Origin of the sequence: Noviherbaspirillum humi, from assembly GCF_900188095.1 — a bacterium.
Taxonomy (GTDB): Bacteria; Pseudomonadota; Gammaproteobacteria; order Burkholderiales; family Burkholderiaceae_D; genus Noviherbaspirillum; species Noviherbaspirillum humi.
Window position 1 is genome coordinate 530,318 of record NZ_FZOT01000001.1, and the last position, 19,619, is coordinate 549,936.

Consider the following 19,619-nt stretch of genomic DNA (forward strand, 5'->3'; position numbering starts at 1 on the left):
TTGATGCGGGTTATTGCCAGCCATCGATGACGATGCGCAGCGCCACCTCGCCTGCTTCCACGGTGGCGCGCTGTGCGTCGATGCGCCTGGGCCGGGGTGGCTGGCCGTCACTCGCATCGCTCCAGGAGGCATAGAGCAGGCGCCAGCCGTCGGCGGTGGTGACTTCCTGCCGCGCCGGCGTGGCGATGAAGCGCCGGCCCTGCTGATCGGTGGCGAATCCCTGAAGCCAGTCGCGCAGGCCGGAAACCGGCAGCGGCCAGCCCAGCGTCTGCGCCACCAGGCTGTCGACATCCCCGGCGCTGCGGGGCGGCTGGCCCGATTGCTGGAAGGTGGCGCCGTCGGGCGAGGCCTCGATCAGCGCCACCGTCTGGCCGAGCGGCGACAGCAGGGTGACCTGGGTTTGCCGGGGCGCCTGCGACCAGAGGAAGCCGCCGCTCAAGGATTCATCCTTGCCATTGGCCTGGTAGCGCACCGACAGCCTGCCGTTGACCTTCAATGTGTCGAGATAGGGTCTGCCGGCAGCTTGTATCGCCGCTTCGGAATCCGGCGCCGCCTGCGAGGGAAGCAGGCCGGCGCAGCCGGCAAGGGAAAACGACAGGAGCAGCGCCAGGCCGCCCCGGGCAGCCCGGCACGAACCACGGAACGGCATCATAGGCGGACGTTGAACCGCGCCAGTGTGCTCTTGAGGGCGTCGTTCTGCGGATCCTTGGTCTGGGCGTCGCGCCAGAATCGCTGCGCATCTTCGCGCTGGCCCTTGACCCACAATACTTCGCCGAGATGCACCGCGATCTCCGCATCCGGACGCATCGCATAGGCGCGGCGCAGCGAAGCTTCCGCTTCCTTCAGGCGGCCGAGTCGAAATTGCACCCAGCCCATGCTGTCGAGGATGAAGGGATCGTCCGGCGCGAGGCTCAGGGCCTTCTCGATCAGGGACTGCGCTTCCGGCAGACGGATGTTGCGCTCGGCCAGCGAGTAGCCGAGGGCGTTGTAGGCATTCTGGTTATGCGGCGCCAGCTGAATCACCTTGCGCAGCGCCGTTTCCATGGCTTCGTACTGGCTCGCCTTTTCCGCCAGCATGGCGTATTCGTAGAGCAGGTCGGTGCTTTGCGGGAAGCGCGTCAGGCCATCCTTCACGGTCTGCATCGCCGCCGGCGTCTTGTTCGCATCCTTCTCGATCTGCGCCTCGGCGATGATGAGCTGAATCTGTTCCCGTTCCCCGGCCGGCTTGATTTCGCGCAGCACGGCGCGCGCGCCTTCGAGGTCGCCGCGCTTGCCGATGATCTGGGCGCGCCGGATCTGCGCGCCGAGATAGCCTTCGCCGGGCTCCACCTGGGACAGCCAGCGCAGCGCCGCCTCGCTATCCTTGCGTTCCTCGGCGATCTGGGCCAGCAGCATGTAGGCCTGGGTCGGGTCGCGCTCCTCGTCGGGCTGTGCGGAAAGGTTCTGCACATAGCTGGTGAGGTACTTCTCGGCGCTCTTGTTGTCGTTCAGCTGGGCGCTGAGAATGCCGAGGGCAAACAGGGCGGTCAGGTCGTTCGGCTGCTCCTTCAGCAGCAGGCCGAATTCGGAGCGGGCGCGTTCGTACTGCTTCTGCTCGACCAGCATGCGCGCATGCGCCACCCGCACATCACGCGATTTCGGATAGCGCTTCAGGAAGTCGGCCAGCACGCGGTCGGCATCGCCCCTGTCGGCAGTGACCTGGGCCAAGGTCAGCGCGGCCAGTTCCATGTCCGGCTTGATGCGCAATGCCTCGCGCGCCTCGCTGCGCGCGCGTTCGCCGTCGCCCTTGTTGAAGGCGCTCTGCGCCAGGGCAAGGTGCGACTCGGGCAGGTTCTGGTAGGGCGCCAGCACATCCTCCAGCAGGCTGAAGGCCGCATCCTTGTCCTTGGCGCGGGAGAGCAGGCGCTGCAGCTGGAACGCCATCATGCCGCGCGTCGGCTCGCGCGCCTCGCGCATGCGCTGCTCCAGCATGGGCTTGGCTTCGGCCAGGTTGTCGCCGAGCAGTACGAAGCTCAGGTAGTACTGCGCCGCCTCATCGGAATTCGGCGCCAGCGCGCGCCACAGCCTGACCGCATTCAAGGCTTCCGCCGGCTGCTTGGCGCCGAGCGCGATCTCGGCGGCCCGCTTGGCCAGGCGCGGATCGCGCGTTTCCTGCGCCACGGCCACGACGGTGGCGTAAGCCGCCTGCCAGTCGCCGCGCTGGGCCGCGAGTTCAGCCGCCAGCAAACGGTACAGGTTGTCCTTGGATAAGGTCAGGTTGGGCAGCGGGTCTTCGGGCTTTTCCTCCAGCGTTCTGCCGTTTCGGGCCGCTGTCTTCGACGGCGAAGCGGAAGATGTTTCCTGGTCGGCGCTCGCCGTCTGAGCAGCGGTGTCGGCAGCGCTCGCCGCCGGCCGCGGCGACTGGGTGGCGCAGGCAGCCAGAATGGCTGGCAGCGTTACAATGAGGAGTAGGTTTTTCAATCGGTTGTCCTGGCTGTCCTAGCTGATTCCATTCTACGCCCAACCCGGGTGCCTGCGCTGGCAGCCATCCCTTCTTCGTCGACGCCCTTGTTTTTCGCTAAGTTCGCACAATCTGCATGAATCATGCCTGAACTCCCCGAAGTTGAAGTCACCCGTCGCGGCGTGGCGCCCCATCTCGAAGGCCGTACCGTGCGCGCCGTCGTGCTGCGCCATGCCGGCCTGCGCTGGCCATTTCCTCCCGACCTGCCGCAATTGCTGGAGGGGCGCGCCATACGCGGCACCGGCCGGCGCGGCAAGTACCTGCTGATCCGCTTCGACCATGGAACGCTGATCGTGCATCTCGGCATGTCGGGCCATCTCCGCGTGCTGCCGCTGCAGACGCCGGCCGGCAAGCACGACCATGTCGACATCGTGCTGGAGGACCAGGTGCTGCGCATGACCGATCCGCGTCGCTTCGGGGCGGTGCTGTGGCATGACCGCGACGACGGCGAGATCGACAGCCACATGTTGTTGCGGGGGCTCGGCATCGAGCCATTGGAGGGGCAGTTTTCGGGCGAACACCTCCACCGCCTGACGCGCAACCGGAGCGCACCGATCAAGCAAGTGTTGCTCGCTGGCAACATCGTCGTTGGTGTCGGCAATATTTATGCGTCGGAAAGTTTGTTCAAGGCCGGCATCAATCCGAAGACGCCGGCCCGCCGCATCAGCCTCGCCCGCTATCAAAAGCTGGCTGAGGCGATACGCGAGACATTGCACGCCGCCATAGAGAAAGGCGGCAGCACGCTGCGGGATTTCATCGGCGTGGACGGCAACAGCGGCTACTTCCAGCAAAGCTATTTCGTGTACGACCGGACCGGCGAACCATGTCGTATTTGCAATGCCCAGATACGCCAAATACGACAGGGGCAGCGTTCCACCTTCTACTGCGCAAATTGTCAAAAATAAAGCCCGATGCTAGGCTGCACGAACCAGCAAAAACTTTATCGAGGGCAACGTGAGCAACCTGGTCCGCAGCTTCCATGAGTACAGCAACTGGCGCACTGGAGTCGCTTCGGCGCTGTCGCGCTATGAAGCGTGGATGGACAGCGCCGAACTTGGCGATGCAGCCTGCCGGCAGCGTATCGAGGCGATCAGGGCGCGGCTCGCCAACGACAAGCTGACGATTGCCTTCGTCGCCGAATTCTCGCGCGGCAAGTCGGAACTGATCAACGCCATTTTCTTTGCCGACTACGGCCAGCGCATCCTGCCTTCGTCAGCCGGCCGCACCACCATGTGCCCCACCGAACTGATGTATGACGACAGCCTGCCGCCGTCGATCCGGCTGCTGCCGATCGAGACACGGGCCGACGCCCAATCCACCAGCGATCTGAAGGAGCAAAGCCACGCCTGGACCGTGCTGCCGCTCGACATCGCCAGCGCCGACGGCATGCTGGAAGCCTTCAAGCAGGTCAGCCTGACCAAGCGCGTGCCGGTCGAGGAGGCCAGGCGCTATGGCTTGTTCGACGAGAGCGATGCCGATGCCGCGCTTACCGTGGATGCCGCCGGCACCGTCGAGATATCGCAGTGGCGCCATGCAATCGTCAACTTCCCGCATCCCTTGCTGAAGGAAGGCTTGGTCATCATCGACACGCCGGGCCTGAATGCCATCGGCACCGAGCCGGAACTGACGCTCAACCTCATCCCGAACGCCCATGCGGTGCTGTTCGTGCTGGCTGCCGATACCGGCGTCACCAAGAGCGACATCGACATCTGGCGCAGCCACATCGGCAGCGCCCCTGGCCGCATGGTGGTGCTCAACAAGATCGACAGCATGTGGGACGAGCTGCGCAGCCCGGCCGAGGTGGAGGCCCAGATCGAGCAGCAAGCCGAGAACGCCGCCGTCCTGCTCGGCCTCGATCAGAGCCAGGTTTTCCCCGTATCGGCCCAGAAGGGCCTGGTGGCCAAGGTGAATCAGGATGCCGGCCTGCTGGACAGAAGCCGTCTGCCGCAGCTGGAGAGCGCCATGTCGAGCGAGCTGATTCCCTGCAAGCAGGACATCATCCGCTCGCAACTGCTGCGCGACATCGAAGAAATCAATGCCGGCCGCCAGTCGCTCCTGTCTGCGCGCATGCGCAACGTGGTGGAGCAGCTGGTGGAGCTGAAGAGCCTGCGCGGCAAGAACCAGGGCATCATCCTGCACATGATGAAGCGCATCGACCTCGAGAAGAAGGAGTTCGACAGCAGCCTCGTCACCCTGCAGGGCACGCGCGCCGTATTCACCCGCCTGTCGAACGAGGTCTTCACTTCCCTCGGCATGGACAACCTGAAGGGAGGCATCCGCAAGGCGCGGGATGAAATGAGCAGCAGCCGCTTTTCCACCGGCCTGCGCCAGGCGGTGCGCGAATTCTTCGACGAGGTGCATGACAGCCTCTCGGTCTCCGCCCGCAAGGTGGAAGAGATCAGCGAGATGATGAACGCGATGTACCGCAAGTTCTCTGGCGAGCACGGCCTGGCGCTGAGCGCGCCGCCCAGCTTCTCGCTCGACCGCTATGTGGTCGAAATCCGCGCCATCGAACGCATTTACCAGAGCCAGTTCGGCACCGCCGCGCTGCTGACCACGCCGCAGATGGTGCTGATGCAGAAATTCTTCGACTCCATCGCTTCCCGCGTGAAGCAGGCTTTCGCCCGCGCCAACCGCGACGTCGATGCTTGGCTGAAGATGGTGATGGCGCCGCTCGAATCCCAGATCTACGAGCACAAGGTGCAGCTGCGCCAGCGCCGGCAGTCGATCGAGCGCATTCATGAAGCCACCGGCAGCCTGGAGGAAAAACTCGAGGCGCTGGAAGCGATGCAGGCCGATCTCGCCGCCAAGCAGACCACCCTGGCGATGCATGAATCCGGGCTCAGGAATGCCGTCATGGCTGAACTCGCGGCGGCGCGCATGGCAGCCTGATGAAGCGAACGCTGGCAGGCACGCCGCCTGAATCCCAGGCGGCTTCCGCTTTTTCCGATCCCGGTTTCTCCGCCGACGTCATCGCCTGGCAGAAGCGCCATGGCCGGCATGCGCTGCCATGGCAGAACACGCGCAATGCCTACCGGGTGTGGCTGTCGGAAATCATGCTGCAGCAAACCCAGGTCGCGACCGTCATTCCCTACTACCAACGTTTCCTCGATCGCTTCCCCACGGTGGAAGCGCTGGCGGCCGCGCCTCAGGAAGAGGTAATGGCGCTCTGGAGCGGGCTGGGCTATTACTCCCGCGCCCGCAACCTGCACCGCTGCGCCCAGCAGGTGGTGAGCCAGTACGGCGGACGCTTTCCGGGCGATCCGGCGCTGCTGGCGGAACTGCCTGGCATCGGCCGCTCGACCGCCGCCGCCATCGCCGCCTTTTCCTATGGCACCCGCGCCGCCATCCTCGATGGCAACGTCAAGCGGGTCTTCGCCCGCGTCTTCGGCATCGAGGGCGTGGTCACTTCCAAGCCGGTGGAAGATCAGATGTGGCTGCGCGCCGTCGCCCTGCTGCCGGAGGAGGGCATCGAAGCCTATACCCAGGGGCTGATGGACCTCGGCGCCACCATCTGCACGCGCAGCAAGCCGGCCTGCGAGCGCTGCCCGCTGGCGGCGCGCTGCGTGGCGCGCGCCACCGGCCGGACGAATGCGCTGCCGGCGCGGGCGCCGAAGAAAGCCGTGCCGGAAAAGCATGCGGTGATGCTGGTCATCACCCATGGCGGCGACTTGCTGCTGGAGCAGCGGCCGGGCAGCGGCATCTGGGGCGGGTTGCTGTCTCTTCCCCAGGCGGGCGGCATGGAGCCGCAGGCGCTGGCGCCGGAACTGCTGCAGCAGGAAGTCCTGGCCGCCGCAGCCGCCTTCGGCGAGCCGGCGTCGCTGCAGCGCCTGCAGACCTTCACCCACCAGTTCACCCATTTCAAGCTGCATGTGCAGCCTTTCCAGGTGGAGCTCAAGCAGCGCATCGCCATGGCATCCGAGGGCATCCATGTCTGGCTGCCGCTCGCCGGCATCGAGCCGGCGCCGCTGCCGGCGCCGGTCAAGCGTCTGTTGCTCGGGTTGTTTGGCCAGGCCGACCTGTTTTCCTAATCGACCCACTCCACCCGGTTGCGGCCGAGCTGCTTGGCGCGATACAGGCCGGCATCGGCGCGGGCAATCAGGTCGGTCACCTTTTCGCCCGGCCGGTACTGGGCGACGCCGATCGAGAGTGAAATGTGGCGCTGCTCCATGACGCGGGAAAAGTCGAGGAACTGGGCATAGACGCGCAGGCGCTCCGCATGCACCACCGCGCCCTTCAGGTCGGTCTCGGGCAGGATCAGCATGAATTCGTCGCCGCCGAAGCGGCCGAGGATGTCGCTGTCGCGCACGCTGTCGCGGGCAATGCGGGCGAAGTCGCGCAGCACCGTGTCGCCGGCCAGGTGGCCATGGCTGTCGTTGATCTGCTTGAAGTGGTCGACGTCGATCAGGCAGAGCGAGAACGATGCCGAGCGCGCGCCGCAGGTCAGGCGCGCCCGCTCCAGGTCCATCTGCAGCTGGCGCCGGTTGTAGAGGCCGGTGAGGTCATCGCGGATCGAGCGTTCTTCGTAGTGCTCGAGCTGGTGCCGGGTCGCGCGCAGGGTCAGGCGCAGGGTCTGGATCTGCTTGCCGACGGCAATCATCGCCGGCAGGGTCAGCGCAAGAACGAACCATTGCAGCAGCCCGGCGCGGAATTCCATGCCATAGCCTTCGACCTGCGCATGCGCCAGCACGATGCCCAGGTGCGACAGCAGGCACAGCATGGCCAGCAGGGTGATGGTGCTGGTGGTCAGGCGGCATACGCCGAAGGAGAATGCCACCAGCATGAAGGGCACCAGGGCGATGCGGGTCGACGGCTCGAGGTAGGCCACCAGCAGCATGGTCGCCAGCGCCGCGCCGATCTGCGGCAGCACCAGGCTGGGATCGGCCATACGCAGATGGGCGCCGCTGCGGAACACGGCGTAGAACATCAGCACCCAGCCGAGCACCCCGGCGGCAGCGGCGATGAAGCTGGTGCCGCCGATGAAGCCTTGATAGTAGAAGATGAACAGGCTGAGCGCGTACAGCAGCGAGGTCAGGCTGATCGGCGAAATCTCAGGCAGGTGGCTGGCCTGGCCGGCCTTGCGCCGTTCGGGCAATCCTGCCTGAAGGGCATTGCGGGTGTCGTCCATTGTAAGCATGTGCATTCTTGCTGAACCGGGTGAATCGGAGGCCGCGGCAGCGGCCCGGCGGTTTTCCTTATTTATCGTACGAAGCGACCGGGAGGTTCTTGCGGACACACAAGCGAAATGGCCTTGCGGCAATAGATCGGCGCGCAGGTCCGAACTGCTCAAAGGCGGAAACAGTGGAGCGGGACAGGCGGGAAAGGCCGCGGGGTCAGAGAATGTCGTGCTGCTTCAGGTATTTCTGAACGATTGCCAGGCGGTCGAGCGGATCGTCCAGCTCCAGCAGCTTCTGGCGCGCAGCCAGCGGAATCGGCAGGATTTCGCACCAGCGGTTGGCGACCCAGCCGGCGTCGTCGAAATGCAGCGGACGGGTGAAGGGGCTGTCGAAATCGCTGCCCTGCTCGGCCTGTCCGACCGCTTCGATATTGGCGATCACCGTTTCCAGGCTGATGGCGCAGCCGTGAAGATCATCCGTCACCGGTGCCGGCGCTTCCGGCATCAGCATGGCGATGCGGGCTTCCAGCCGCTGATCGGTCAGCACCCGGGTTTCCAGGATGCGAAAGCGCAGGCCGCCGCGGGTCTGCAGCATCATCAGTCCGAGACTGGGCATTTCCCAGGAAGTGATGTGGGCCAGGCAGCCGACAGCTTCCGGCTCGGCGGCGGCGCCGACTTCCTGGCCCGACTTGATCAACACCACGCCGAAGGGCAATTCCTCCCGCATGCATTCCCGCACCATGTCGATGTAGCGGGTCTCGAACACGCGCAGCGGCAGGGCGCCGCCCGGGAACAGGACGGTCTTCAGCGGAAACAGGGGTACCCAGATCGGCTCGGCAGGCATGTGGCTGGGATGCCGAATCAGCCGGCAAGTTCGCGATGACGCCGCAGCACCCGCTCGGTGGCGCCGAAATGCCGCGCCAATTGCTCGACCATGTAGACCGAGCGGTGCTGGCCGCCGGTGCAGCCGATGGCCACCGTCAGGTAGCTGCGGTTGTCGTTCTTGAAGGAGGGCAGCCAGCGTTCGATGAACTGGCGGATGTCGGTGAGCAGGGCGCCGACCTGTTGCTGGGATTCGAGGAAGCCGATCACCGGCGCATCGCGGCCGGTGAGCGGGCGCAGCGCCAGGTCGTAAAAGGGATTGGGCAGCACGCGCACATCGAACACCATGTCGGCATCGAGCGGCACGCCGTACTTGAAGGCGAAGGATTCGAACAGCAGGGTCAGCGGCGCACGGTCGATCTCGACCAGGTCCTTGATCCAGGAGCGCAGCTTGTTGGCCGACAGTCCCGAGGTATCGATCACATGGCCCAGGCCCTCGATCGCGGACAGCATTTCACGCTCGCGCATGATGCACTCGGTCAAGGTCGGCTGGCTCACGGCGCCGCCGGCGAGGCGGTGCGACAGCGGATGGCTGCGCCGGGTTTCGGAGAAGCGGGTGATCAGGGATTCGGTCTTGGACGTCAGGAACAGGACCTTGACGTCATGACCTTCGGCCTTGAGGGCGTCGATGTCGACCGGGAGGCCCGCCAGGGAATCGGCGCTGCGCACGTCCATCGCCACCGCCAGGTTGCCGCCGCCTTCTTCCAGGCGGGTTTCAACCAGTTGCCGCAGCAGGCGCGGCGGCAGGTTGTCGACGCAAAAATAACCGGCATCTTCGAGAGCGTTCAGCCCGACCGATTTTCCGGAACCAGAAATACCTGTAATGAGTACGATGCGCATGCCGGAATCATACCGCATGCCTTTGCCGGGGCGCAGGGGCCATATCCGCCAGGCGCGGGGCACGACACCTTATTCGTTGCCCATCGCCTTCTGCTGGCGCTCCATGAATTCCTTCAGGGTGTCGATGCCGCGCAATTGCAGGATGGTGTTGCGCACCGCCGCTTCCAGCAGGACCGCCAGGTTGCGGCCGGCCTCGACCGGAATCACCACCTTGCGGATCGGCAGGCCCAGCACTTCCTCGGTCTGCGAATGCAGAGGCAGGCGTTCATAGTTTTCTTCCAGCGTGCTGCGGCGGACGAGATGGACGATCAGTTTCAGGCGCATCTTGCGCCGCACCGCCGTCTCGCCGAAGATGGTCCGGATGTCGAGCAGGCCCAGGCCGCGCACTTCCAGCAGATTGCGCAGCAGCGGCGGGCAGCGGCCCTCGATCATGTTGGGCGCGATGCGGGCAAACTCCACCACGTCATCGGCCACCAGGCCGTGATTGCGGGAAATCAGTTCCAGGCCGAGCTCGCTCTTGCCCAGGCCGGATTCGCCGGTGATCAGCACGCCGACGCCGAGCACGTCCATGAACACGCCATGCATGGTGACGCGCTGCGCCAGTTCCTTGGACAGATAGACGCGCAGGTAGTCGATCACCTGCGCCGCCGGCAGCGGCGTGGAAAACAGCGGGATATTCTTTTCATCGCACACCGACAGGATGTAGGGCGGCGTTTCCAGCCCCTGGGCGATGATGAAGGCGGGCGGCTCGCCGCTCACCAGTTCTTCCGTCTGGTAGACGCGGGCGGCCGGCGAAAGGCGGTTGTAATACTCGATTTCCTGATGGCCGAAGACCTGGATGCGGCCGGGGTGGATCAGATTCAGGTGGCCGACCTGGTCGGCTGCCGAGGTGGCGTCGCCGGTGATGCGGCGTTCACCGCCGGGAAAGCCGGCGAACCAGCCGAGTTGAAGCGCTTCCCGCGTATCGTCATAGAGTTGCTGTATTGTCAGCAGCGAGGATAGCGGCATGGTCGGTGGCGGGCCTCAGGCGTGGATGCTGGGTTCCCATGCCAGGATGCGGGCATGGACGGAAGCGGTATCGGGATCGGTGGCCAGGGTGGCGCGGAAGGATTCATCCGAAAACATCTCGGCCACTTCGGACAGGATTTCGAGGTGATGCTGGGTGACATGATCCGGGATCAGCAGGAACACCAGCAGCTTCACCGGCTGCGCATCGGGCGACTCGAACGGAATCGGTTCCTTCAGCCGCACGAAGGCAGCCAGCGGCGCCTTCAATCCCTTGATGCGGCCGTGCGGCACGGCGACGCCATGGCCGAGGCCGGTGGAGCCGAGCCGCTCGCGAGCGAACAGATTGTCCGACACCACGCAGCGGGCGATGCCGCAATTGTTTTCGAAGATCAGGCCTGCCTGCTCGAATGCGCGCTTCTTGCTGGAAACTTCCAGGTCGAGCACGACATTGTCGCGGGAGAGGATTTTGGCTAGGTTGGTCATGTCGCAGTAGTTTTGATGCGCTGCACAATTCAATTGCTGCCTCGAATTATAGGCTTCTTTTCGGCTTGCGCAACGCGAAATCGTCGATGGTGTCATCCCTATGGAACATTCCTATTTATATGGAAAGAATTACATCGATAGCGATTAGCTTAGCTCATGAAAAACAGATGCCAAGCCATTTCGCGGGAATAGTTAAGCGAAGTTCATGCCTGCAATGCAGCACGCCGCAGGCAGGCTGCGGCGCGTGAAGCGAGACGAGGCGGTGGGGATGGGTTACTGGCGGGCGTTGCGCAGGTTGGAAGGCCGCTGGCCGGTGGTGAAATTGCTGCGCCAGGGATTGATGTCGAGGCCGCCCCGCCGGGTATAGCGGGCGTAGACCGACAGTTTCTGCGGCCGGCACTGGCGCAGAATGTCCATGAAAATCCGCTCCACGCACTGTTCATGAAATTCATTGTGGTTGCGAAAGCCGATCAGGTACTTCAGCAACCTTTCCTGATCGATCTGGGGCCCGACATAGCGGATCTGCACGCTGCCCCAGTCCGGCTGGCCGGTGACGAGGCAGTTCGATTTCAGCAGGTGCGACAGCAGGGTTTCCTCGACGATGGCTTCCTCATGGTTGGCGCGCAGCAGGCCGGGATCGGGCGTGTACTGGTCGACCTCGATGTCGAGCCGGTCCAGCAGCAAGCCTTCCAGCTCGCCCATCTGCAGGGTGGAGAAGGCGTCCGGCGTAGTCAGCTTGACCTGCACCGGCGCGCCGAAGCCGGCCGAGAGGTCGGCGCGCAGCAACTCCAGCAGGGCTTCCGGCCCGGCGAGCCGGGTCTGGTTCAGGGAATTCAGGTACAGCTTCAGCGATTTGGATTCGATGATGTTGGGCGAATCCGCCGGCACCGTGAGGGTGGCGATGCCCACCTGCGGCTTGCCGCGCAGGGTGAGCCAGGAGACTTCATAGGCGTTCCAGATGTCGATGCCGAAGAAGGGCAGGGTGCCGGCGATGCCGATTTCCTCCCGCTTCGCCTGGCGGGCGATGGGAAACAGCACCGAGGGCGCGTACTCGGCATGGTATTCGGTGGGCTTGCCCAGCGGCGAATCGCCGGGCTGGTCGGATGTGGTCATGAAAAGCGTCTTCGGTAAAAAAGGAGCGCCGCTTGTGCGGCATCAAGCGGCGGTTGCAAAATTTTCAAGCGGGCCCAGTCCTATGACAGACAAGGGCGGGGCCGGTTCTGCGCCGGCTTTCCGTGCGGACAGCCGGCGCCTCAGACCTTGAGCCGGAACGGATTGAAATCGGTCCGTCGGTCATAGTAGTCCTCGTTCTCGCGGCGCTTGAGGAAGTTAACCACCTTGTAGGTCACCGGCGTCATCACCACCTCCCAGCCGGTCTTCAGCACGTACTGCGCGACGACCACGCTCAGCAGCTGCTGGTTGGACCAGATGCCATAGAAGGCAATGACGTAGAACAGGCCCGAGTCCACCAGCTCGCCGCAGATGGTGGAGCCGATGGTCCGCATCCACAGCCGACGGCCTTCCATCTGCACTTTCATCTTCGCCATCACGTAGCTGTTGACGAAGCTGCCGCACCAGAAGGCGATGATGGAACCGAGCACGATGCGCGGGGTGTTGCCGAACACCGCCTGCAGGTGGGTCTGGTATTCGGCATTGAAAGGGTCGGCCGCCGGCTTCAGCGCCAGCACCACGGTCGACATCACGGCAGCGAACAGCAGAGCGCCGAAGCCGGCCCAGATCACGCGCCGGTCGCGGCCGTAGCCGTAGACCTCGGTCAGGACGTCGCCGAAGATATAGGACACCGGAAAGAACAGCACGCCGGCGCCGAAGGCCACGGTGCCGACGATGGGCAGCGTCACTTCGGCCGCCTTGGCCGCGCCGATCAGGTTGGAACAGAGCAGCACCGTGACGAAGGAAGCCATCACGAAGTCGTAGTACTTGTAGCTGCCGAGCGGGCGCGGCGCGGAGTGGTGTGGGTCCATGGGCGGAAAGATGATGGGCTGGGCGCGGGTGTCTGTTTCCTTGCGTTATCTTCGCATGGCCGTGCGCGGTCTGCAGGCGGCCATGCTTGCGCTGGCGCCGCCGTCCGAGGTCACGGCGCCGGCATCGGCCTCACAGGAACAGCTTGTAGGCCGGGTTTTCGCTCTCGTCCCAGTGGCGGTAGCCGAGGGTGGCGAGGAAGGCGCGGAAATCCTTCATTTCCTTTTTCGGCACCTGCAGGCCGACCAGGATGCGGCCGACGTCGCCGCCCTGGTTCCGGTAGTGGAACAGGCTGATGTTCCAGTTCGGCGCCATGCTGGCCAAGAAGCGCATCAGCGCGCCCGGACGCTCCGGGAATTCGAAGCGGTACAGCAGTTCATCGTGCGCCAGTGGGCTCTTGCCGCCCACCAGGTGGCGGATGTGCAGCTTGGCCAGCTCATCGTGGGTGAGGTCCAGCGTCCTGAAGCCATGCTTCTCGAAGTTCTTCGTGATGCGCGGCGATTCGTCGCGGCTGGCGATCTGGACGCCGACCAGCACATGTGCTTCCTTCTCGTCGCTGATGCGATAAACGAACTCGGTCACGTTGCGCGGACCGACCATTTCACAGAAGCGCTTGAAGCTGCCGCGCTCCTCCGGAATGGTCACGGCGAACACCGCTTCGCGCGCCTCGCCCACTTCGGCGCGCTCGGTGACGAAGCGCAGGCGGTCGAAATTCATGTTGGCGCCGCAGGCGATGGCCACCACGTCCTGGTCGCGGATCGGCTTCTTCGACGCCCTGGCGCGCTCGATGTACTCCTTGGCGCCGGCCACCGCCAGCGCGCCGGCCGGCTCCAGGATGGAGCGGGTGTCCTGGAACACATCCTTGATGGCGGCGCATACCGCATCGGTGTCGACGAGGATGATGTCATCCACGTATTTCTTCGCCAGGCGGAAGGTTTCCTCGCCCACCAGCTTGACCGCGGTGCCGTCCGAGAACAGGCCGACGTCCGGCAGCGTCACCCGGCGGCCGGCCTTCAGGCTGCGCGCCATGGCATCGGAATCGGTGGTCTGCACGCCGATCACCTTCACGTCCGGCCGCACCGCCTTCACATAGGCCGCCACGCCGGCGATCAGGCCGCCGCCGCCGATGGCGACGAAGATGGCATGCAGCGGGCCGGGATGCTGGCGCAGGATTTCCATGCCGATGGTGCCCTGTCCGGCGATCACGTCCGGATCGTCGAAGGGATGGACGAAGGTCAGCTTGAGTTTCTTCTCCAGCTCCAGCGCATGCCCATAGGCGTCGCTGTAGGAGTCGCCGAACAGCACCACCTCGCCGCCGCGCGCCTTCACCGCCTCGATCTTCACCGGTGGCGTGGTGGTCGGCATCACGATCAGCGCCCGGCAGCCGAGCCGCGTCGCGCCCAGCGCCACGCCCTGGGCATGGTTGCCGGCGGAGGCGCAGATCACGCCCCGCTTCAGCTGCGCCGGGGTCAGGTTGGCCATCTTGTTGTAGGCGCCGCGCAGCTTGAAGCTGAACACGCTCTGCACATCCTCGCGCTTGAACCAAATGCGGTTCTCCATGCGCTGCGACAGGGTGGGCGCCAGCTCGAGCGGCGTTTCGACCGCGACTTCATAGACGCGGGCGGTGAGTATCTTCTGGAGGTAGTCAGTTTTCATAAAGCTGAAATTCGTTTGACGCCGGCCGGGCGGCGCTGGGATAACCGCCCATTATAATGTGGACACTCTTTGCCACACAGCGTCCCAGCCCATCCTCCTATCCTCATGATCGAATCGACAGTCAATTGGCTGCTTGCAGTGCTTGCCGTTCCCGATGTCGGTTTGACATCCGTCTTCATCATCAGCCTGCTGTCGGCAACCCTGCTGCCGATGGGCTCCGAGCCGGCGGTATTCGCCGTCATCAAGGCCAATGCCTCGCTGTTCTGGCCGGCGATCCTGACCGCCACCGTCGGCAATACCATCGGCGGCGCCATCGATTACTGGATGGGCTATGGCGCCAAGCAGGCCTTCGCCAAGGAGCGCAAGAGCCGCTGGTTCGGCTGGCTGGAGCGCTTTGGCGCCAAGGCAATGCTGGTGTCTTGGCTGCCGGCCGTCGGCGATCCGCTCTGCACCCTGGCCGGCTGGCTGAAGCTGCCTTTCTGGCCTTGTGTTTTTTACATGGCCATCGGCAAGCTCGGCCGCTATCTCACCATGACCGGCCTGCTGATGTACGTGCCGGACAGCGTCTGGCGCCAGATCGGCGGCTGGTTTTAATCTTTTGCGGCCGCGGGCTGGCTTAGCTTGACCTGTCGCAATAGGCTAAAATGCCTGTTTAGCGTCAGCTCGAAACACCCCCGCAATGAACGCCCCCGCACAAATCCAAGCCCTCCTGTCCGAGTCCCACGCCGGCCCCCAGCCGAACCGCCTGCGCGAGATTCCGTACAACTACACCTCGTTCTCCGACCGTGAAATCGTCATGCGCCTGCTCGGCGAGGATGCCTGGCGCCTGCTCGACGAATTGCGCGGCGCCCGCCAGACCGGCCGTTCGGCGCGCATGCTGTACGAGGTGTTGGGCGACATCTGGGTGGTGCGGCGCAATCCCTATCTGCAGGACGACCTGCTGGACAACCCGAAGCGGCGCCAGGAACTGATCGATGCGCTCAACCACCGGCTGAGCGAGGTCGAGAAGCGCCGCGTCGGCGCCGATGAAACCGACAGCGATCCGGCGGTGCGCCAGCGCAGCGAGAACGTGGGCGTGCTGCTGCAGGCGGCGCGCAAGGCGGTGGCGGACTTCGGCGAGGAATTCCGCGCCATGTATGACCTGCGCAAGCGGGCGATGCGGGTGCTGGGCCGCTATACCGCGAAGGACAACATCCGCTTCGACGGGCTGTCGCGCGTGTCGCACGTCACCGACGCCACCGACTGGCGCGTCGAATACCCGTTCGTGGTGCTGACCCCGGACGCCGAGGAAGAGATGGCCGGCCTGGTCAAGGCTTGCATCGAGCTCGGCCTGACCATCATCCCGCGCGGCGGCGGCACCGGCTACACCGGCGGCGCCGTGCCGCTGACGCCGATGTCGGCGGTGATCAACACCGAGAAGCTGGAGCAGCTCGGCGAAGTCGAGATGCTGACCCTGCCGGGCGTGGACCGTCCCTACGCCACCATCTACTCCGGCGCCGGCGTGGTCACCAAGCGCGTGGCCGATGCCGCCGAAAAGGCCGGCTTCGTGTTCGCGGTCGACCCGACCTCGGCGGAGGCCTCCTGCATCGGCGGCAACATCGCCATGAACGCCGGCGGCAAGAAGGCGGTGCTGTGGGGCACGGCGCTGGACAACCTCGCCAGCTGGCGCATGGTCGACCCGAACGGCGACTGGCTGGAAGTCACCCGCCTGGAGCACAACCTCGGCAAGATCCATGACGCGCCGCTGGTTCAGTTCAAGCTTGAATGGACCCATCCCGCCGAGCGCGGCAAGAGCAACGCGCCGTTCAAGACCGAAATCCTCACCATCGAGGGCCGCCGCTTCCGCAAGGAAGGCCTGGGCAAGGACGTCACCGACAAGTTCCTGTCCGGCCTGCCCGGCGTGCAGAAGGAAGGCTGCGACGGCCTGATCACCTCGGCGCGCTGGATCCTGCACAAGATGCCGAAGTACACCCGTACCGTCTGCCTCGAGTTCTTCGGCCAGGCGCGGGATGCCATCCCCTCGATCGTCGAGATCAAGGATTACCTCGATGCCGAGACGCGCAAGGGCGGCGCCATCCTGGCCGGCCTGGAGCACCTGGACGAGCGCTACCTGCGCGCGGTCGGCTATGCCACCAAGTCCAAGCGCGGCATCCTGCCGAAGATGGCGCTGTTCGGCGACATCGTCGGCGACGACGAGGAGGCGGTCGCCCGCGCCGCCTCGGAAGTGGTGCGCATGGCCAATACCCGGGTGGGCGAGGGCTTCGTCGCCGTCAGCCCGGAGACCCGCAAGAAATTCTGGCTCGACCGCGCCCGCACCGCCGCCATCGCCAAGCACACCAACGCCTTCAAGATCAACGAAGACGTGGTGATCCCGCTCGACCGCATGGGCGAGTACACCGACGGCATCGAGCGCATCAACATCGAGCTGTCGATCAAGAACAAGCTGCAGCTGGTGTCCGAGCTGCGCGCCTTCTTCGCCGCCGGCCACCTGCCGCTGGCCAAGAGCGAGGATGCGGAAAACGGCGACATCCCGCCGTCCGAGCTGCTCGGCGATCGCGTCGAGCAGGCCGAGAACCTGCTGCGCGACGTGCAGCAGCGCTGGACCTACCTGCTGACCCAGCTCGACAAGCCGCTGAAGGATGCGCATGACGAATTGGTCGCCTTCGGCCTGGACCGCCCGGCCGGCACCTTCGAGGACCGCCTCAAGCGCCAGCCGGACGCCGCCGTGTTCCATGTGGTTCAGGACCGCACCGTGCGCGTCTCCTGGAAGCAGGAAATCCGCGCCCAGCTGCGCCAGATCTTCAACGGCGCCGCCTTCCGCCTGATCCTGGAAGAGTGCGGCGCCATCCACAAGAAGGTGCTGCGCGGCCGCGTGTTCGTGGCGCTGCACATGCACGCCGGCGACGGCAACGTCCACACCAACATCCCGGTCAACTCCGACCACTACGAGATGCTGCAGGATGCGCACGCCGCCGTGGCGCGCATCATGACGCTGGCGCGCTCGCTCGACGGCGTGATCTCCGGCGAGCACGGCATCGGCATCACCAAGCTGGAGTTCCTGACCGAGGACGAGATCGGCGAATTCCGCGACTACAAGCGGCGCGTCGATCCGGAAGGCCGCTTCAACAAGGGCAAGCTGCTGGACGATCCCGCCCTCCCGGCCGACCTGCGCAACGCCTACACGCCGTCCTTCGGCCTGATGGGCCATGAATCGCTGATCATGCAGCAGAGCGACATCGGCGCCATCGCCAACAGCGTCAAGGACTGCCTGCGCTGCGGCAAGTGCAAGCCGGTGTGCACCACCCACGTGCCGCGCGCCAACCTGCTCTACTCGCCCCGCAACAAGATCCTTGCCACCTCGCTGCTGGTGGAGGCTTTCCTGTACGAGGAGCAGACCCGGCGCGGCGTCTCCATCCGCCACTGGGAAGAGTTCGAGGACGTGGCCGACCACTGCACCGTCTGCCACCGCTGCGTCAAGCCGTGTCCGGTCGACATCGACTTCGGCGACGTGTCCATGAACATGCGCAACCTGCTGCGCAAGATGGACAAGAAATCCTTCAACCCCGGCACCGCGGCGTCGATGTTCTTCCTCAACGCCACCGACCCGTCCACCATCAACGCCACCCGCGAGATGATGATGGGCTGGGGCTACAAGGCGCAGCGCCTCGGCAACGAGGTGCTGAAGAAATTCGCCAAGAAGCAGACCAAGGCGCCGCCCTCGACCCATGGCAAGCCGCCGGTCAAGGAGCAGGTGATCCACTTCATCAACAAGAAGATGCCGGGCAACCTGCCGAAGAAGACGGCGCGGGCGCTGCTCGACATCGAGGATGACAAGATCGTCCCCATCATCCGCGACCCGAAGAAAACCACGGCCGATACCGAGGCGGTGTTCTACTTCCCGGGCTGCGGCTCCGAGCGCCTGTTCTCCCAGGTCGGCCTCGCCACCCAGGCCATGCTCTGGCATGTGGGCGTGCAGACCGTGCTGCCGCCGGGCTACCTGTGCTGCGGCTATCCGCAGCGCGGCGCCGGCCAGTACGACAAGGCCGAGAAGATGATGACCGACAACCGGGTGCTGTTCCATCGCGTTGCCAACACCCTGAACTACCTCGACATCAAGACGGTGGTGGTGTCCTGCGGCACCTGCTACGACCAGCTCGAAGGCTATGAATTCGAGAAGATCTTCCCCGGCTGCCGCATCATCGACATCCACGACTACCTGCTGGAGAAGGGCGTCAAGCTGGAAGGCGTGACCGGCACCCGCTACATGTACCACGAGCCGTGCCACAACCCGATGAAGATGCAGGATTCGGTGAAGACGGTGAATGCGCTCATCACCACGGCGGACAACCAGAAGATCGAAAAGAACGACCGCTGCTGCGGCGAGTCCGGCACCTTCGCCGTGTCGCGCCCCGACATCGCCACCCAGGTCCGCTTCCGCAAGGAGGAAGAGATGCGCAAGGGCGCCGACAAGGTGCGGGCGGACGGCTTCACCGGCGACGTCAAGATCCTGACCTCCTGCCCGTCCTGCCTGCAGGGCCTGACGCGCTACAACCAGGATTCGGGCACCGACGCCGACTACATCGTGGTCGAGATGGCGCGCCACCTGCTCGGCGAGGACTGGATGCCGGACTACGTCGCCCGCGCCAACAATGGCGGCATCGAGCGGGTGCTGGTGTAAGGCATGACCGGCAGCGCTTCCTGCGAACTGTGCCGCCAGCCCGGCGGCGAGGTGCTGGTGCAGCGCCCGGCCTTCCGGGTGGTGCTGGTGGACGAGCCGGGCTATCCCGGCTTCTGCCGCGTGATCCGGCAGGCGCATGCGGCCGAGATGACCGATCTCTCACCGGCTGAACGCAGCGAACTGATGGACACCGTCTGGCGGGTCGAAGAAGCCCTGCGCGAAGTCATGCAGCCGGCGAAGATCAACCTCGCCAGCTTCGGCAACATGGTGCCCCACGTGCACTGGCACCTGATCCCGCGCTTCGCCGACGACCAGCACTTCCCGGCGCCGACCTGGGCCGCGGCTCGGCGCGCGGCGGACCCGGAGCGCATCGCGGCACGGACGGCGTTGCTGCCGGCGCTGCGCGACGCTATCATCAGGCGCTTTTCCTGAACGCTGCCATAATGGCACGGTCGCCGACACGTGCGGCGGCGCAC

At 65.0% G+C, this 19,619-nt stretch carries 16 protein-coding genes; 6 read left to right on the forward strand and 10 right to left on the reverse strand.

Going from position 1 to position 19,619, the window contains the following annotated elements; all coding sequences use genetic code 11:
• Positions 1-10 precede the first annotated feature (10 nt).
• Positions 11-652 carry an outer membrane lipoprotein LolB gene (locus CHB88_RS02580; protein WP_245844675.1) on the reverse strand — a complete coding sequence of 214 codons (642 nt, stop codon included), beginning with the start codon at positions 650-652 and terminating at the stop codon, positions 11-13.
• Positions 649-2,460: a tetratricopeptide repeat protein gene (locus CHB88_RS02585; RefSeq protein ID WP_089397701.1), complete on the reverse strand. Its 1,812-nt coding sequence runs from the start codon at positions 2,458-2,460 to the stop codon at positions 649-651. Before CHB88_RS02585 ends, CHB88_RS02580 begins: the two co-directional genes overlap by 4 nt.
• Positions 2,461-2,583: 123 nt before the next feature.
• On the opposite strand from CHB88_RS02585, the gene mutM reads away from it, so the two are divergent.
• The 3 genes from mutM to mutY are packed head-to-tail and all read left to right on the forward strand — an operon-like array spanning position 2,584 to position 6,531.
• Positions 2,584-3,405: a bifunctional DNA-formamidopyrimidine glycosylase/DNA-(apurinic or apyrimidinic site) lyase gene (gene mutM, locus CHB88_RS02590; protein ID WP_089397702.1), complete on the forward strand. Its 822-nt coding sequence runs from the start codon at positions 2,584-2,586 to the stop codon at positions 3,403-3,405.
• A 49-nt stretch (positions 3,406-3,454) separates the two neighbouring features.
• The gene (locus tag CHB88_RS02595; protein WP_176442290.1) at positions 3,455-5,392 is read left to right on the forward strand and encodes a dynamin family protein; all 1,938 of its coding nucleotides are present in this window, start codon (positions 3,455-3,457) and stop codon (positions 5,390-5,392) included.
• Positions 5,392-6,531 carry an A/G-specific adenine glycosylase gene (mutY, locus tag CHB88_RS02600; RefSeq protein ID WP_089397703.1) on the forward strand — a complete coding sequence of 380 codons (1,140 nt, stop codon included), beginning with the start codon at positions 5,392-5,394 and terminating at the stop codon, positions 6,529-6,531. Before CHB88_RS02595 ends, mutY begins: the two co-directional genes overlap by 1 nt.
• Here the strand turns inward: mutY and CHB88_RS02605 are convergent.
• The 8 genes from CHB88_RS02605 to ilvA form a co-directional block, all read right to left on the reverse strand.
• Entirely contained in the window at positions 6,528-7,637 is a 1,110-nt protein-coding gene (locus CHB88_RS02605) for a GGDEF domain-containing protein (protein ID WP_245844677.1), read from the reverse strand. The genes mutY and CHB88_RS02605 overlap by 4 nt on opposite strands.
• Before the next feature lie 196 nt (positions 7,638-7,833).
• The gene (locus tag CHB88_RS02610; protein ID WP_089397705.1) at positions 7,834-8,460 is read right to left on the reverse strand and encodes an LON peptidase substrate-binding domain-containing protein; all 627 of its coding nucleotides are present in this window, start codon (positions 8,458-8,460) and stop codon (positions 7,834-7,836) included.
• Between the two features lie 17 nt (positions 8,461-8,477).
• Positions 8,478-9,338: an RNase adapter RapZ gene (gene rapZ, locus CHB88_RS02615; RefSeq protein ID WP_089397886.1), complete on the reverse strand. Its 861-nt coding sequence runs from the start codon at positions 9,336-9,338 to the stop codon at positions 8,478-8,480.
• 69 nt (positions 9,339-9,407) lie between these two features.
• The gene (hprK, locus tag CHB88_RS02620) at positions 9,408-10,346 is read right to left on the reverse strand and encodes an HPr(Ser) kinase/phosphatase (RefSeq protein WP_089397706.1); all 939 of its coding nucleotides are present in this window, start codon (positions 10,344-10,346) and stop codon (positions 9,408-9,410) included.
• Positions 10,347-10,361: 15 nt separating this feature from the next.
• Positions 10,362-10,829: a PTS sugar transporter subunit IIA gene (locus CHB88_RS02625; RefSeq protein ID WP_089397707.1), complete on the reverse strand. Its 468-nt coding sequence runs from the start codon at positions 10,827-10,829 to the stop codon at positions 10,362-10,364.
• 273 nt (positions 10,830-11,102) lie between these two features.
• Complete coding sequence (gene queF, locus CHB88_RS02630) at positions 11,103-11,942, reverse strand: NADPH-dependent 7-cyano-7-deazaguanine reductase QueF (RefSeq protein WP_089397708.1); 840 nt, start codon at positions 11,940-11,942, stop codon at positions 11,103-11,105.
• 140 nt (positions 11,943-12,082) lie between these two features.
• The gene (locus CHB88_RS02635; RefSeq protein ID WP_089397709.1) at positions 12,083-12,811 is read right to left on the reverse strand and encodes a queuosine precursor transporter; all 729 of its coding nucleotides are present in this window, start codon (positions 12,809-12,811) and stop codon (positions 12,083-12,085) included.
• A 130-nt stretch (positions 12,812-12,941) separates the two neighbouring features.
• Complete coding sequence (gene ilvA, locus CHB88_RS02640; RefSeq protein WP_089397710.1) at positions 12,942-14,465, reverse strand: threonine ammonia-lyase, biosynthetic; 1,524 nt, start codon at positions 14,463-14,465, stop codon at positions 12,942-12,944.
• Positions 14,466-14,570: 105 nt separating this feature from the next.
• On the opposite strand from ilvA, the gene CHB88_RS02645 reads away from it, so the two are divergent.
• From CHB88_RS02645 to CHB88_RS02655, 3 genes are all read left to right on the forward strand, one after another.
• A complete protein-coding gene (locus tag CHB88_RS02645; protein ID WP_089397711.1) occupies positions 14,571-15,059 on the forward strand; it encodes a YqaA family protein in 489 nt (162 codons plus the stop codon).
• Between the two features lie 85 nt (positions 15,060-15,144).
• Positions 15,145-19,143, forward strand: coding sequence for a DUF3683 domain-containing protein (locus CHB88_RS02650; protein WP_089397712.1), 3,999 nt, complete (start codon positions 15,145-15,147; stop codon positions 19,141-19,143).
• A gap of 3 nt (positions 19,144-19,146) precedes the next feature.
• A complete protein-coding gene (locus CHB88_RS02655; protein WP_089397713.1) occupies positions 19,147-19,575 on the forward strand; it encodes an HIT family protein in 429 nt (142 codons plus the stop codon).
• The last annotated feature ends 44 nt before the right edge of the window (positions 19,576-19,619 follow it).